A 15,174-nucleotide genomic window follows, 5' to 3' on the forward strand; every position below is an offset into this window, starting at 1 on the left:
AGGTGAATTAAATATGGCATGCTTTTGACATCCGGCTGCGAGTCGGGCTGTCGTTTGGTCTCTTGAGGAGGAGGGCGGCGACGGTGTGAATCTTTGGGAGGAAATTCATGCGTAAATCCATGTTGATGGCGGCCACGATTGTGGCGGCCGGTTTCACGGCGTCTGCCACGACGTCCGCCATGGCCGAAGGGCTGACGGTGGGCGTGAGCTGGTCCAACTTTCAGGAAGAGCGCTGGAAGACGGATGAGGGCGCGATCAAGGCGGCTCTTGAGGCGGCGGGCGCGACCTATGTCTCGGCGGACGCGCAATCGTCCTCGGCCAAGCAGCTTTCCGACATTGAAAGCCTGATTGCGCAGGGCGTCGATGCGTTGATCGTTCTGGCGCAGGACACGCAGGCCGTCATTCCGGCGGTGCAGATGGCCGCCGACGAGGAGATCCCGGTGATCGCCTATGACCGGCTGATCGAGGACCCGCGCGCCTATTACCTGACCTTCGACAATATCGAGGTCGGGCGGTTGCAGGCAAAGGCGGTCTATGAGGCCCAGCCCAAGGGCAATTACGTGATGATCAAGGGTTCGCCGACCGATCCGAACGCGGATTTCCTGCGTGGCGGTCAGCAGGAGGTGTTGCAGGCGGCGATTGACGCGGGCGACATCACGATTGTGGGCGAGGCCTATACCGATGCCTGGCTCCCGGCCAATGCGCAGCGCAACATGGAATCGATCCTGACCGCCAATGACAACAAGGTGGACGCGGTCGTGGCCTCGAACGACGGCACGGCGGGCGGCGCTGTGGCCGCGCTCTTGGCGCAGGGTATGGCGGGGATTCCGGTCTCCGGTCAGGACGGCGATCACGCGGCGCTGAACCGCATCGCGCTTGGCACTCAGACGGTGTCGGTGTGGAAGGACAGTCGCGAACTTGGCAAGAATGCCGCCGAGATCGCGGTGGAACTGGCCGGTGGCATGATGGCCGCGGATGTGCCGGGGACGGTCGATTTCACGACGCCGGGCGGCAAGGATATGAAGGCGATGTTCCTCGCGCCGATCCCGATCACCAAGGACAATCTCGACGTGGTGGTGGATGCCGGTTGGATCACCAAGGATGCGCTGTGTCAGGGCGTGAGCGACGGTCCGTCGCCCTGTAACTGATCCGATCTCAACGACGAGCATGAACCTGCGCGGGTATGCGCCCCGCGCAGGCGCCGCGAAAGCGCGACAGACGCCTTGGGGAGGGGCGGATCATGGCTATGACAGATCAACATGCAAAGCCCGCCGTAGATACCGGTACGGACAGTGCGTCCGGCTCCGGGCTTCCGGCGATGCGCAAGAGCCTGTTTGGGCAACTGGAGCTCGATGTGCGGCTTCTGGGTATGGTGGGGGCGTTTGTCGCCATCGCGCTGGCGTTCAATTTCTTCACCGACGGGCGGTTCATCACGCCGCGCAATGTGTTCAACCTGACGGTTCAGACGGTGTCCGTAGCGATCATGGCGACGGGGATGGTGTTCGTCATCGTCACCCGCCACATCGACCTGTCGGTCGGCGCGGTTCTGGCGATTGCCTCGGCGATGGGGGCGATGATGCAGGCGCGTTGGCTGCCGCAGGTGATCGGGCTCGACTATGGCAACCCGATGATTGCGCCGCTGGCGATCCTGACCTGTCTGGCCATCGGCACCCTGATCGGGGCGTTCAACGGCTGGCTGATCGGCTATCAGGGCATCCCGGCCTTTATCGTCACCTTGGGCGGGCTGCTGATCTGGCGCTATGTCGGCTGGTATCTCACGGACGGCCAGACGATTGCGCCCCTGGACAAGACCTATCTCGTGCTGGGCGGTGCGGAGGGCACGCTGGGTGTCGCGCTGTCGTGGGGCGTGGGGCTTTTGGCCTCTGCTTTTGCACTCTATGCGATCTGGAATGCCCGTCAGGCGCGCAAGACGCACGGGTTTCCGACGAAACCGCTCTGGGCGGAGCTGACGCTCGGGGGCATTTCTGTTGCGGTGATCCTCGGCTATATCGCCACGCTCAATGCCTATGACATCCCGACCGGCAAGCTGCGGCGGATGTTCGAGGCGCGCGGCGAGGTGCTGCCCGATGGCTATACAGAGGCCTACGGGCTGCCGGTGTCGGTCATTGTGCTGATCGTGGTGGCGATTGCCATGACCCTGCTCGCCAAGAAGACGCGGCTCGGCAAATATATCTTCGCAACGGGGGGCAACCCGGATGCGGCGGAGCTTTCGGGGATCAACACCAAACTCCTGACGGTCAAGATTTTCGCGCTGATGGGGTTTCTTTGCGGCCTCTCCGCGGTGATCGCCTCCGCCCGTCTGGCGTCCCATGCCAATGACATCGGCACTCTGGACGAGCTGCGCGTGATTGCGGCGGCGGTGATCGGCGGCACGGCTTTGTCCGGCGGGATCGGCACCATTCACGGGGCCATTCTGGGCGCGCTCATTATGCAATCGCTGCAATCGGGCATGGCGATGGTCGGTGTGGACGCGCCGCTTCAGAACATCGTTGTCGGCTCGGTCCTCGTGTTCGCGGTCTGGATCGACATCCAGTACCGCAAGAAACTCGGCCTCAAAGTGTAAGGAGAGACGATCATGAGCAGCAATCCGAACACCGGCACGCCCTTGGTCGAGCTCAAGGACATTTCCATCGCCTTCGGCGGCGTCAAGGCGGTGGATCACGTCTCGATCGATCTCTATCCGGGCGAGGTCGTCGGCCTTCTGGGCCACAATGGTGCGGGAAAATCGACCCTGATCAAATGCCTCTCGGGCGCCTATCAGAAGGATGCGGGCGAGATTTTGATCAACGGCGAGCGCGCCGAGATTCGCAACACCCGCGATGCGCGCAAATACAATGTCGAGACGATCTATCAGACGCTCGCCTTGGCGGACAATCTTGATGCGGCCTCAAACCTGTTTCTCGGGCGCGAGCTGGTGACGCCTCTGGGCTTTGTCGATGAGCCTGCGATGGAGGCGGAAACCCGCAAGATCATGGGGCGGCTCAACCCGAATTTCCAGAAGTTCAAAGTGCCGGTTTCGGCACTTTCGGGCGGTCAAAGGCAATCGGTGGCCATCGCCCGCGCGGTCTATTTCAACGCCAAGATCCTGATCATGGATGAACCGACCGCAGCACTTGGCCCGCATGAGACCCAGATGGTGGCCGAACTGATCGAAGAGCTGAAGGCGCAGGGGCTGGGGATTTTCCTCATCGAGCACGACATCCACAACGTCATGCGGCTCTGCGACCGGGCGATGGTGATGAAGAACGGCCAGAAGGTCGGCACGGTCAATGTGAATGAGGTCACGGACGAGGACATTCTCGGCATGATCATCATGGGGAAAAAGCCGCCTCAGGCCTATTGAAACGGATTGCATATGTATATCGGACTTGATCTCGGGACCTCCGGTCTCAAAGCCATGCTGATCGACGAGGCGCAGAACGTCGTCGCCGAGGCCAGCGCGGCGCTGACCAACGAGCGCCCGGAGGACGGCTGGTCGGAACAGGACCCGGCGCGCTGGATTTCGGCCTGCGACGCGGTGATGGCGGCGCTGAAGGAGAAGGCGGACCTCTCGGGGGTTTGGGGCATCGGGCTTTCGGGGCAGATGCATGGCGCGACGCTTTTGGGACCCGCAGACGAGGTGCTCCGGCCTTGCATCCTGTGGAACGACACACGGTCCTCTGTCGAGGCCGCCGCGCTCGATGCCGACCCGCAGTTTCGCGCCATCACCGGCAATATCGTCTTTCCGGGCTTTACCGCGCCGAAACTGGCTTGGGTGAAGGCCCATGAACCGGCGCTTTTTGCGCGGGTCCGCAAGGTGCTTTTGCCGAAAGATTACCTGCGGCTGTACCTGACGGGTGAGTTCGTGGGCGAGATGTCCGACAGCGCGGGGACGGCGTGGTTCGACACCGGCGCGCGGGACTGGTCGGACGATCTTTTGGCGGCGACCGACATGGACCGCTCTTTCATGCCGCGTTTGGTCGAAGGCTCGGAGGTGTCCGGCCAGTTGCGACCGGAATTGGCGGTGAAATGGGGCATGTCGGCGGCCTGCGTGATTGCGGGGGGCGGCGGTGACAATGCGGCCTCGGCCATCGGCGCGGGGGTCGTCAAGGCGGGGCAGGCCTTTGTGTCCCTGGGCACTTCAGGCGTGTTGTTTGCGGCGAATGACGGCTATCGCCCCGCGGCGGCGACGGCGGTGCATACGTTTTGCCATGCGCTGCCGGAGACATGGCACCAGATGGGCGTGATCCTGGCCGCGACGGATGCGCTCAACTGGTACGGGCGGTTTGTCGGGCAGGGCGCGGCGGAGCTGACCGCGCCGCTGGCCCATTTGAAAGCGCCGGGGAAGACGCAGTTTCTGCCCTATCTGGGCGGCGAGCGCACGCCCCTGAACGATGCGGCGATCCGGGGAGCGTTTGTTGGCCTCGAACATGCGACCGACACGGCGGCGGGCACGCGCGCGGTGCTCGAAGGGGTGACATTCGCGCTCAAGGACTGCGCCGAGGCGCTGGCCGCCACGGGCACAAAGATCGACCGGCTGCTGGCTGTCGGCGGCGGGTCGAAATCGCATTACTGGCTTCAGGCCATCGCCACGGCTCTGGGCGTGCCGGTGGACCTGCCGGTGGCGGGGGATTTCGGCGGCGCGTTCGGGGCGGCGCGTCTGGGGATGATGGCCGCGACCGGCGTGGGGGCGGAGATTGCCCACAGGCCGCGCATTCAGGCGACGATCGAGCCGGTGGCCGATCTGACAGAGGCCTATGGTGACGGGTTCGCCCGGTTCAAGGCCGCACAACATGCACTCAAGGGGCTGACATGACAGAGTTTTTCAAAAATATCCCGCAGATCACATATGAAGGCCCGGACAGCGACAACGAGTTCGCTTTCAAACATTACAACCCCGATGAGGTGGTGATGGGCAAGCGGATGGAGGAGCATCTGCGCTTTGCCGTCGCCTATTGGCACAGCTTTGCCTATGAGGGCGGCGATCCGTTCGGAGGGCGGACTTTTGACCGTCCGTGGTTTGGCGAGGGCATGGCGAAGGCAAAGATGAAGGCCGATGTCGCCTTCGAGATGTTCGACATCCTGCAAGCGCCGTTCTTTTGCTTTCACGACGCGGATGTGCGGCCCGAAGGCGCGGATTTCGCCGAAAGCAAACGCAATCTCGAAGAGATCACCGACTATTTCGCCGAAAAGATGGAAGGTTCGAAAACCCGCCTCCTGTGGGGCACGGCGAACCTCTTTACCCATCGCCGTTTCATGGCCGGATCGGCGACCAACCCGGACCCGGAGGTGTTTGCCTATGCGGCGGCGACGATCAAGAGTTGCATGGATGCGACGATCAGGCTGGGCGGCGAGAATTACGTGCTTTGGGGCGGGCGCGAGGGCTATGAGACGCTTCTCAACACCGATCTGACGCGTGAGGCGGATCAGGCGGCGCGGATGCTCGAAATGGTGGTCGAATACAAACACAAGCGGGGCTGGAAAGGCGCCATTTTGGTGGAGCCGAAGCCGCAGGAGCCCTCGAAACACCAGTATGATTTCGACGTGGCCACGGTTTACGGGTTTCTCAAGCGCTATGGGCTTGAGGGTGAGGTCAAGATGAACATTGAGCAGGGGCATGCCATCCTCGCGGGGCATTCCTTTGAGCATGAGCTGGCGCTGGCGGCCTCTTTGGGGATTTTCGGCTCGATCGACATGAACCGCAACGATTACCAGTCCGGCTGGGACACCGACCAGTTCCCGAACGCGCCGCATGAGGTGGCACTGGCCTATTACGAGGTGTTGAAAGCGGGGGGATTCACCACCGGCGGCACAAATTTCGATGCGCGTATCCGGCGGCAATCTCTGGACCCTGAGGATTTGATTTTGGCCCATGTCGGGGGCATGGATATCTGCGCGCGGGGGCTGAAAGCGGCGGCGGCGCTGTTGGAGGACGGGCGGCTGGAGGCCAACCGGGCGGCGCGCTATGCCGATTGGGGCATGCCGGAGAATGCGGATATGCTCGACCACGGCGATCTCGAGGGGATCGAGGCGCGGGTGCTGGCCGACGCGATCAACCCGGAGCCGCGCTCGGGGCGGCAGGAGCGGTTGGAAAACCTTGTGAGCCGGTTCATCTGATGGGAAAGGCGGGGAAAACCCCGCCTTTTTGAGTATTTAGATCATCAGAAAACCCTTAGCGCGTCAGTGTGCGGTGGATGGCGTCGGTCCAGCCGCTGTATTTTGCAACGCGGGTGGCCGCGGCCATTTGGGGGCTGAAAGAGGCCTCCGCGCGCCAGGTTTTGGCGAAGGCTTCAGGTTCCGGGCAGAGGCCGATTGCGAGACCCGCGAGATAGGCGGCGCCCAAGGCGGTGGTTTCCAGATTGGCGGGCCGGTCGACGGGTGCGCCCAGGATGTCGCGAGGAATTGCATGGTAAAATCATTTGCGGCGAGCCCGCCATCGACGCGCAGGGTCGTGTTTTGGGGTGCGGTCCAATCGGCGTGCATGGCCTCGATCAGGTCGTGGGTTTGGTAGCCGACGCTTTTGAGCGCGGCGCGCCGAAGAGCGTGGTTTCCCCGAAATCGCCGGAGTTGTCGCGCACCTCGGGGAGCATTTCGAGGGGGATGTTCAGGCGGTCGCAAATGGTCCGGTCCCAGCGCCCTTCATGGATGTTGTAGAGCATGGTGCGGCAGGCGTTGGTGGCGTCGGTCGCATGAACGCGGCCTTCGGTGAGATTCCAGATCAGCCATGTGTCGACCGTGCCGAATTTTACCCGGCCCGCTTTCGCCGCCGCACGCGCGCCTTCGGTCTGGTCGAGAATCCACGCGAGTTTGGTGGCGGAGAAATAGGGGGCAGATCGGCGCGGTAGAGGATGGCGCGTGTCGATGTGGTGCCCTGATCGAGGGCGACGAGTGTGTCTGTCATGAGGCCTCCCGCGCTGAGGATTGGGGGCTGTTTACAGATCGACAAGCAGCGGGACGTGTTGGCGCATCCAGTCGTCGATGGCGGCAATCTCGGCAGCCGTCAGGCGCAGGCCCAGCTTGGTGCGCCGCCAGATCACATCTTCAACGGTGCGGGCGAATTCTTCGCGGATGAGGTAGCGCAGCTCGGCCTCCGTGAGACCATGGCCGAAATCGCGGCCCATGTCGGTGGGGCCGACCACATCGTCGAAAATCGCGGCGGCGTTGCGGCCATAGAGATGGACGAGCCGGTCGGCAGCCTCGGGCGACAGGAAGGGAAATTGCAGGGTGAGCGAGGTCACTTGTTCGAGATCGTGGCCATAGGTGAAGCCGCCGGGGAGCGGCGCGCCTTTGGTCCAAGGGTCTTTCATGACGAAAAACGGTGTGAGCTTGGCAAGGGCCGCCTCGGCGAGTTTGCGGTAGGTGGTGATCTTGCCGCCGAAGACATTGAGCAAGGGCGGGCCGTTTTTGTCGAGCGACAGGACATATTCGCGGGTGGCCGCCGTGGCGGTGGAGGCACCGTCCTCGTAGAGCGGGCGGACGCCGGCGAAGCTATGGACCACATCGGCCTGTGTCAGCGGCGTTTTGAGGTATTGGTTGGCGAAATCAAGCAGGTAGCACTTTTCTTCAAAGGTCGCTTCGGCCACCAGAGGGTCGGCCTCATGGGGGGCTTCGGTGGTGCCGATCATGGTGAAATCGCGCTGATAGGGCAGGAAAAAGATGATCCGCCCGTCGGAGCCTTGCAGGAAATAGGCCTTGTCGTGTGCGTAGAGCCGGTTGACGACGATATGCGAGCCGCGCACGAGGCGGACGCGTTCGGTCGAATTGACGCCGATCACGCCGGTGAGGATGTCGGCGACCCAAGGCCCGCCCGCATTGACCAGAGCCTTGGTACGGAAGCTGCCTTGGCCTTCGACCTCGATCTCCCAATGATCGGCGGCACGGCGGGCGGAGGTGACCTTGGCGCGGGTCATGATTTTCGCGCCGAGATCGCGGGCGTCCATGGCATTGAGCACGACGAGACGCGCGTCATTGACCCAGACGTCGGAATATTCGAACGCGTGTTTGAACATGTCCTTCAACGGTGCGCCCTCGGGACGACCGGCAAGATCATAGCCGGTGGTGCCGGGTAGAATTTTGCGCTTGCCGAGATGGTCATACATCCAAAGCCCGATGCGGATGATCCAGCCGGGGCGTTGGCCTTTGAGCCATGGCATGGTGTATTTCAACAGTTTCGAGATTGGCGTGTCGGCGTCGAACCGCATCTCTTTCGAGATCGGCAGGACAAAGCGCATCGGGAAGGCGATATGCGGCATGGCCTGAAGCAGAACTTCGCGCTCCTCCAAAGCCTCGCGCACCAGACGGATTTCTCCGTATTCGAGATAGCGCAGACCGCCGTGAAAGAGTTTGGACGATGCCGAAGAGGTCGCCTGCGCCAGATCGCCCATTTCGGCCAGAGCGACCTTGAGGCCCCGGCCCGCCGCGTCGCGGGCGATGCCACAGCCATTGACGCCGCCGCCGATGATGAAGAGGTCCAAAAAGTCGTCGTTTTGAGCGTCTGACGCGGGGGAGGCCGGGTTGGAGGAGGGCATGTCACGCTTTGCAAAATGAAACTTGTCGGGGTTCACGGTGCCCCTAGGCCCGAATTTGTCAAGAAAAGGTTTTTTGACCAGAGCTTTAGGCCCTCGATCGCAGGGGACTTGGGCGCGCAGGGGTAAAAATCAGGTTAAGACCGGTGCGCAAAAGAGACAGGCTTGTCATTTCCCGGCCAATGGGGGACCTTGGGTGAAAGTCCATCAAGAGGCCGCGCCCTATGAAATTCTTTCCCATGTTCCTGCGCATGACCGGGCGCGATGTCGTGATCATCGGCGGCGGTGAGACGGCGGCGCAAAAGGCGCGGCTGATGCTCAAGACCGAAGCGCGGATCGTGCTGGTGGCCCCTGAGCTGGAGCCGGAACTGGCGGCTTTGGTGGCCGAGGGGCGGGCGGTTCAGCTTGCGGAGGAGATCACCGCAGAAACGGCTGCGGATGTTTTCGCCAATGCGGCCTTGGTCTTTGTCTGTACCGAGGATGAGGAGTGCGATGTGCGCATGGCGCAGATCGTGCGCGAGGCGGGCGCGCTGGTGAATGTGGTCGACCGGCCCGATCTTTGCGAAGCGAACACGCCGTCGCTGGTGGATCGCGATCCTTTGGTTGTGGCGATCGGTACCGAAGGGGCGGCCCCGGTTTTGGCGCGCCAGATCAAGACCCGGCTGGAGGAAATGCTGGAGCCGCGTCTGGGCGAGTTGGTGGCGCTTGGCGGGCGGCTGCGCGACGCGGTGGCCAAGGACGTGCCGCGCGAGAAACGCCGGGCGTTCTGGCGCTGGGTCTATCACGATGCGCCACGCAATTTGTATGCGCGCGGGGCCGAACGCGAGGCGGCGGAACGGATCAAGGCGGCGATTGCGGCGGGCGGTGCGCCCGGCGACGCGGGGCGTGGCGCCGTGGCGCTTTTGCCGGTCGGAAGCCCGGACCCGGATCTGCTGACGCTGCGCGCGGTGCAGCGGTTGCAGGAGGCTGATCTCATTGTCTGCGCCGAGGCGGAATTTGCCCCGATGCTGGAACTGGCGCGGCGCGATGCGGAGCGGGTGATCGTGGGGCAGAGCCATGGGACCGAGGGCTGGCTTTTGTCGGACCAGCGTCAGGTTGTGATGCAAGATTATGAAAAAGGCGCGCGGGTCGTCTGGCTGGTGCCACGGCGCGATGCGGAACGGGCGGCTTTGGGTCTGCCCGAGGATGTCGAGCGGGTGCCGGCGGTGCGGGTTTAAGGAGGCGGAAATGGCGGATCTGGAACATCGGATTGCGGTGGCGCGGGGCGAGGACCCCGCCGACATTGTGCTCAAGAATGGCTCGATCTTCGATCTGATGACCGGCGAGTTGATTGTCGGCGATGTGGCCATCGTGGGCGACCGGATCGCGGGCGTTTATGAGCGCTACGAAGGCAAGCGAGAGATCGACGTGACTGGCAAGGTGATCGTGCCCGGCTTCATCGACACGCATTTGCATATCGAAAGCTCTCTGGTGACGCCCTTTGAGTTCGACCGCTGCGTCTTGCCGCGCGGCGTGACGACGGCGATTTGCGACCCGCATGAGATTGCCAATGTGATCGGTCTGCCGGGCATTCGGTATTTCCAACAGGTCTCTGAACACACGTTGATGTCGATCCGGGTACAGCTCAGTTCCTGCGTGCCGTCCACGCATATGGAGACGGCGGGGGCCGAGCTTTTGGCGGAAGATTTGAAAGAGGTCATGGGGCATCCCTCGGGCATCGGTCTGGCCGAGTTCATGAATTACCCCGGCGTGATTTATCGCGATCCCGAGGCGATGAAGAAAATCCGGCTGTTTGAAGACGCCCATATCGACGGCCATTGTCCGCAGCTTTCGGGCAGGGATTTGAACGCCTATATCGCGGCGGGCATCCGCACGGAGCATGAGGCCACGACCGCCGAAGAGGCGCGCGAGAAGCTGCGCAAGGGGATGCGGGTTTTGATCCGCGAAGGCTCGGTGTCGAAGGATATGCACGCGCTGCAACCGCTGCTGACCCAACTGAGCGCGCCCTATATGTGCCTCTGTACCGATGACCGGAACCCTCTGGACATCGGCGAATACGGCCATCTGGATTACGTCATCCGCACGCTGATTTCGCTCGGAAGTCCCGCTCTGGCGGTGTACCGCGCGGCAACTCTGTCGGCGGCCGAAGCCTTTGGGTTGAAGGATCGCGGCATGATCGCGCCGGGCAAACGGGCCGATATTGTGGTGTTGGATAGTCTGGAAAACTGCAATGCTCAGAAGGTTTTCGCGGGCGGGGTTGAAGTGGCGGACGAGGCCTTTGCCGCACGTGGCCATGTGGCGCCTGTGGGGCGCGGCTCGGTCAAGGCGCCGAAGGTTGTGCCGGAGAATTTCCGCGCCACGGGCAACCGCGAAGAGGTGGACGTGATCGGGATCATCGAGGGCAAGATCATCACCGAACACCTCAAGGAAACGGTGCCGATTGTCGATGGCGACAAGGCCCCGGACCCGGCGCGCGATCTGTCCCGGATCACGGTGATCGAACGGCACGGCAAGAACGGCAATATCGCCTCGGGCTTTGTCAAAGGTTTCGGGCTACAGGCGGGGGCGATTGCCTCGACGGTCTGTCATGACCATCACAACATCGCCTGCGTCGGCGTCGATTACGGGGACATGGCGCTGGCCGCGAACCGGCTTTCTGAGATCGAGGGCGGGCTTGTTGTGGTGCGGGACGGCAAGGTTCTGGCCGAGCTGGCGCTGCCGGTGGCGGGGCTGATGAGTTTGGAGCCTTTCGAGGTGGTGCGCGATCATTTGGTCGATCTGCGGGCGGCGGCGGCCTCTCTGGGCGTCACTCTGGAAGAGCCGTTTTTGCAACTGGCGTTTCTGGCGCTGCCGGTCATTCCGGCGCTCAAGATCACCGACCGGGGCATGGTGGACGTCACCAAGTTCGAGATCATCGCCTGAAGTCAGTCGAGTACGATGCGCTCGACCGCATCGGGGGCAAGCGTGAGGCGTTTGTAAAAATTGAGCCGCCACGAGCGGGCTTTGACCTCGTAGCAGGTGTTCGCGTCGAGGGTGATCGCCCAGGCCGGATCGCGGCGGGGATCGTCGCTTTTGCGCGCGACCAGAACGAGCGGCGGGGCGCTGTCGTCACAGTGCGAAAGGCTCAGATGATCGAGCCGGTGATCTGCGGTGATCGACAGGTGCGCGGTCGGGCCGCGGCCTGTGCCATAGCTTTGATGATCGACGACGAAGCCGTAACAGCCCGCGAGCAGAAGGGTCGATGCCATCCAGATGCGTGTCATTTCTTGCCCCTTGTGGTTCGGCGAAGACCGTAAAGCATCGGGGTCAAAGGGGAAGAGGGTTTCGTTGTTGCAAAAAGTGAACCGTTTCGTTCATTTTTGGTAATTTCTCATATTGACGGTTTTGTCAAAACGGCTTCATAGAGGGAGAAACTTCATGAGGAACCGTGAGATGACAAAACTGATCCTGCCTGTGGCGCTTGCCACGCTGACTCTTGCCGCCTGCGATCAGGTGGAGAAATACCCGGTGTCGCAATGCACCACCGCCGACCATTACCCGGTCGCCTGTCAGAAGATCGAGGAGGGGCAAGGCCCGGCGGATCTCGAACCGGTCGACGTGCCGAATTTCACCGGTGCGTAAGACGCGTCATGTAAACCCCGGCGTTCAATAGCCGCGGGTCGGATCGACGACATCCAGCATCGGTCGACCCGCGAGCCATGCATCGAGATTGGCGAGCGTCTTTCGTTCGAACCGGGCGCGCTCCGACAGACCGCCTTTGTAGGATTCATGCGGGGTCAGAAGCACCTTGGGATGGGTCCAGATCGGGTCCTCCGCTGTGGGCGGTTCGGGATGGGTGACGTCGAGCGTCGCCTTGCCCAACTGCCCCGCATCGAGCGCCCGCAAAAGCGCGCCCTGATCCACCAGCGCCCCGCGCGCGACGTTGATCAGATGCAATCCGGACTTGGCGTGAGAGAGCAGGGCGGCGTCCACCATGCCGCTCGTTTCGGGCGTTAAAGGCATGGCGATCACCACATGATCGGACCCGGCCATGACCTCTTCGGGCGTAGTGCAGGGCGTGATCCCTTCTGGCACCTCGCGCCACGTGCTGCGCCGACAGGCCAGAACCTTCATGTCGAAGGCCCGCGCGCGCTTTACCACCGCTTCGCCAATCGCGCCATAGCCGATGAGGCCGAGCGTTTTGCCCTCCAGCGTCCCGAACACCCGCGTGCCCCAATCATCGAGTGAGGTCGTGCGCGCGCCGTAAATATCCTTTTCCACCAAGAGCATGGCCGCCAGAACATATTCCGCGATCTGCGGTGCGGTCAGGCCACGACCGTTGGTCACCACGCGGCCCCGCATCAGCCAGTCGGGGTAGATCTCGATCCCGGTGGAAAAGGTCTGAACCCATTTCAGCGCCGGAAGATCGTGCGTCTCGGGGGCGTTGAGCCACGACCGGAAGGCGCGGGTGACGAGCACGTCTGCGTCTTCGGGCAGGTCCCATGGCCGGTCGCGGTCGAAATGGTCGATGACGCGCGGCAGGGACGGGTGGGCGGAGAGGGTCTGGCCGAACTCCGGGTCGATCTGGTTGACGATGACGGGCTGTGTCATGTGCTTCTTTCGAAAGGACTTTCGCGAATTTTAGCGGCAAAGCGCGGTGGGGTCATCCCCTCTTTGCGCGCCCCTCCCTGTGCGATCTCTGTGCGACGGGTGACGGGCGACGGGCGGCGGGTACCGGAGTTGAGCTGTGTGTCGTGAGGCTTCGTGTGTTGCGTGACGCGCTGGAGGGGGAGGTGCTGGCCGATGGTGCGCCTGTTTTTTGAGCATTGTGTGCTTTGTCATCTAATTTTCAGGAAAACCATTTGACAGGTGCCTTGGGTGTCCGTCATCTATTACGGTAATAATAACGTAAAACTGCCGGGCGATCCGGCCAAACGCACCGTTCAGCGCATCCCTGTCCTGACAGGATTGTTTACCGACCTGTCACGGGTGAAAACCAGCGTTGCGCGACTGGTTTCGCGTTTGTCCGATCCGTCGCGGCATCCCATTCAACAGGAGACGTGAGATGACTGCACCGATGACATCGACCTTCAAAAAGACCCTCGGCGCGTTGGCCGTGACGGCGACTGTGGCTGGCCCGGCGCTGGCGGGCGGCACCAAGCTCGATATTCAAAGCGCCTGGCCGCTGACCATGCCCGCCTCGGGGGCGAATGCCGCCTATCTGGGCGAGAAGCTGAATGCGGCCTCGGACGGTGCGCTCGACGTGACGGTCTACGGCGCGGGCAAACTGGTGCCGTCGCTGCAAATCTTCGATGCGGTGCAACAGGGGACGTTGGACGCGGGGATCACCTCGCCCTTGTATGTCGCCGGTCGTTTCCCGGCGGTGCAGCTTTTCGGCGGTATCCCGTTCGGACCGGATGTTTTGACCCACACCGGCTGGCTCTATGAGGGCGGCGGCGCGGAAATCTGGGCCGAGATCTACGCCAAGCAAGGGGTGAAAACCATTCCCTGCGGTCTCATGGATAGCGAGGCTGGCGGCTGGTACAATTTCGAGATCAATTCCATCGACGATCTGAAGGGCAAGAAAATCCGTTTCGCCGGGCTTGCGGGGGAGGCGATGGCCAAGGTTGGCGCGTCCATCGCGCTTTTGCCGGGCGGCGAGATCTATCCGGGGATGGAAAAGGGCATCATCGACGGCACGGAACTGTCCATGCCCGCTATCGATATCACGCTCGGTCTTCAGGATGTCGGCAAATATTACTACTTGCCGGGCTGGCACCAACCGGCGGCGATGAACGAGCTGATCGTCAATATGGCGAAATGGGACAGCCTCGACCCGGCGCAGCAGACCCTGATCGAAGAGACCTGCAAGGCGGTCAACCTGACCTCCGTGATTTCGACGCTGACCGCCAATGGCGATGCGATTGCGACGTTTGAGGAGGCCGGTGTGGAGATCAAGAGCTTCCCGCCGGAGGTGCTCGACGGGCTGCATGTGGCTTTCGACGAAGTGATCGCGGAGCAGGTCGCCAAGGACGAGGATTTCAAACGGGTCTGGGACTCGCTTGAGGCCTACCGCGCCAAAACCGCCGCCTGGTCCGAGCGCCGCTAAGAGACGCGCGCCGGGGGAGCGATCCTCCGGCGCCTTGCCATCATGACCGCACTCATCTCACTTACGGAACGGTTCATCGCCGGGATCGGGCGCATCGGCAGTCTCGTGTTGCCGCTTTTGATGCTCACCATTCTGGTCAACGTGTTTTCCCGCTATGCGCTTGGCCTCGGGTTCATTCAGCTTGAGGAACTGCAATGGCATCTCAACGCCATCGCGGTGATGTCCTGCCTCGCATGGGCCTACCAAAAGGACGTCCACGTCCGGGTCGATGCGTTTCATGCAAAAATGTCGCCCACGGCGCGGGCGATTGTCGAGGTGCTGGGCGTGGTGTTTCTGCTCCTGCCGTTCCTCTGGTATGTCACCGGCTCGGCCTGGACGATTTTCAAATATTCCTGGAGCCTCAAGGAAGGCTCGCCGATGCCCTCGGGTCTTCCGGCGCGTTACCTGATCAAGGGCGTGATGGCGGCGGGGCTGTCGCTTTTGTTCCTGCAAGCCGTGGCGATCCTTTTGAAATCGCTTTTGTTTCTCTTCGGCCCGAAAACCTGGAGGGAGTGATCCGAG

General features: G+C 62.4%; 14 protein-coding genes and 1 pseudogene. 11 read left to right on the forward strand and 4 right to left on the reverse strand.

The window, feature by feature from the left end:
* The first annotated feature begins 107 nt into the window (after window positions 1-107).
* The 5 genes from xylF (at window position 108) to xylA (ending at window position 6,117) form a co-directional block, all read left to right on the forward strand.
* On the forward strand, window positions 108-1,148 hold the full coding sequence (xylF, locus tag V1475_RS12285; protein ID WP_479412973.1) for a D-xylose ABC transporter substrate-binding protein: 1,041 nt from the start codon (window positions 108-110) through the stop codon (window positions 1,146-1,148).
* A gap of 98 nt (window positions 1,149-1,246) precedes the next feature.
* The gene (locus V1475_RS12290) at window positions 1,247-2,584 is read left to right on the forward strand and encodes a sugar ABC transporter permease (RefSeq protein WP_479413976.1); all 1,338 of its coding nucleotides are present in this window, start codon (window positions 1,247-1,249) and stop codon (window positions 2,582-2,584) included.
* 12 nt (window positions 2,585-2,596) lie between these two features.
* On the forward strand, window positions 2,597-3,364 hold the full coding sequence (locus tag V1475_RS12295; RefSeq protein ID WP_479412974.1) for an ATP-binding cassette domain-containing protein: 768 nt from the start codon (window positions 2,597-2,599) through the stop codon (window positions 3,362-3,364).
* Between the two features lie 12 nt (window positions 3,365-3,376).
* Window positions 3,377-4,816 (forward strand): xylulokinase, encoded by a 1,440-nt coding sequence (gene xylB / locus V1475_RS12300; protein ID WP_479412975.1) that lies wholly within the window; start codon window positions 3,377-3,379, stop codon window positions 4,814-4,816.
* Window positions 4,813-6,117 carry a xylose isomerase gene (xylA, locus tag V1475_RS12305; protein ID WP_479412976.1) on the forward strand — a complete coding sequence of 435 codons (1,305 nt, stop codon included), beginning with the start codon at window positions 4,813-4,815 and terminating at the stop codon, window positions 6,115-6,117. The genes xylB and xylA overlap by 4 nt, the downstream gene beginning before the upstream one ends.
* A gap of 55 nt (window positions 6,118-6,172) precedes the next feature.
* Here xylA and V1475_RS12310 read toward each other — a convergent pair.
* Window positions 6,173-6,827 (reverse strand): annotated as a pseudogene (locus V1475_RS12310) (FGGY family carbohydrate kinase); the annotation flags it as partial.
* 105 nt (window positions 6,828-6,932) lie between these two features.
* The gene (gene glpD, locus V1475_RS12315) at window positions 6,933-8,528 is read right to left on the reverse strand and encodes a glycerol-3-phosphate dehydrogenase (protein WP_479412977.1); all 1,596 of its coding nucleotides are present in this window, start codon (window positions 8,526-8,528) and stop codon (window positions 6,933-6,935) included.
* Window positions 8,529-8,749: 221 nt separating this feature from the next.
* On the opposite strand from glpD, the gene V1475_RS12320 reads away from it, so the two are divergent.
* Together V1475_RS12320 and ade are read left to right on the forward strand one after the other, a co-directional pair.
* On the forward strand, window positions 8,750-9,742 hold the full coding sequence (locus tag V1475_RS12320) for a precorrin-2 dehydrogenase/sirohydrochlorin ferrochelatase family protein (RefSeq protein ID WP_479412978.1): 993 nt from the start codon (window positions 8,750-8,752) through the stop codon (window positions 9,740-9,742).
* A gap of 10 nt (window positions 9,743-9,752) precedes the next feature.
* Complete coding sequence (gene ade, locus V1475_RS12325) at window positions 9,753-11,447, forward strand: adenine deaminase (RefSeq protein ID WP_479412979.1); 1,695 nt, start codon at window positions 9,753-9,755, stop codon at window positions 11,445-11,447.
* A 2-nt stretch (window positions 11,448-11,449) separates the two neighbouring features.
* On the opposite strand, the gene V1475_RS12330 is transcribed toward ade, so the two are convergent.
* Window positions 11,450-11,788 (reverse strand): hypothetical protein, encoded by a 339-nt coding sequence (locus V1475_RS12330; protein WP_479412980.1) that lies wholly within the window; start codon window positions 11,786-11,788, stop codon window positions 11,450-11,452.
* A 169-nt stretch (window positions 11,789-11,957) separates the two neighbouring features.
* Between V1475_RS12330 and V1475_RS12335 the strand changes: the two genes are divergently transcribed.
* On the forward strand, window positions 11,958-12,146 hold the full coding sequence (locus tag V1475_RS12335; RefSeq protein ID WP_434287527.1) for a hypothetical protein: 189 nt from the start codon (window positions 11,958-11,960) through the stop codon (window positions 12,144-12,146).
* A gap of 24 nt (window positions 12,147-12,170) precedes the next feature.
* Here the strand turns inward: V1475_RS12335 and V1475_RS12340 are convergent, their stop codons facing one another.
* A complete protein-coding gene (locus V1475_RS12340; protein ID WP_479412981.1) occupies window positions 12,171-13,115 on the reverse strand; it encodes an NAD(P)-dependent oxidoreductase in 945 nt (314 codons plus the stop codon).
* A gap of 267 nt (window positions 13,116-13,382) precedes the next feature.
* On the opposite strand from V1475_RS12340, the gene V1475_RS12345 reads away from it, so the two are divergent.
* Genes V1475_RS12345 through V1475_RS12355 form a run of 3 tightly spaced genes read left to right on the forward strand, consistent with a single transcriptional unit; the run spans window position 13,383 to window position 15,168 of the window.
* Complete coding sequence (locus V1475_RS12345; RefSeq protein WP_479412982.1) at window positions 13,383-13,568, forward strand: hypothetical protein; 186 nt, start codon at window positions 13,383-13,385, stop codon at window positions 13,566-13,568.
* A gap of 1 nt (window position 13,569) precedes the next feature.
* Window positions 13,570-14,613: a TRAP transporter substrate-binding protein gene (locus V1475_RS12350; protein WP_479412983.1), complete on the forward strand. Its 1,044-nt coding sequence runs from the start codon at window positions 13,570-13,572 to the stop codon at window positions 14,611-14,613.
* A 42-nt stretch (window positions 14,614-14,655) separates the two neighbouring features.
* Window positions 14,656-15,168, forward strand: a complete 513-nt coding sequence (locus tag V1475_RS12355) for a TRAP transporter small permease subunit (RefSeq protein ID WP_434287523.1) — start codon at window positions 14,656-14,658, stop codon at window positions 15,166-15,168.
* Window positions 15,169-15,174 lie beyond the last annotated feature (6 nt).

The organism is Celeribacter sp. SCSIO 80838 (assembly GCF_056498065.1).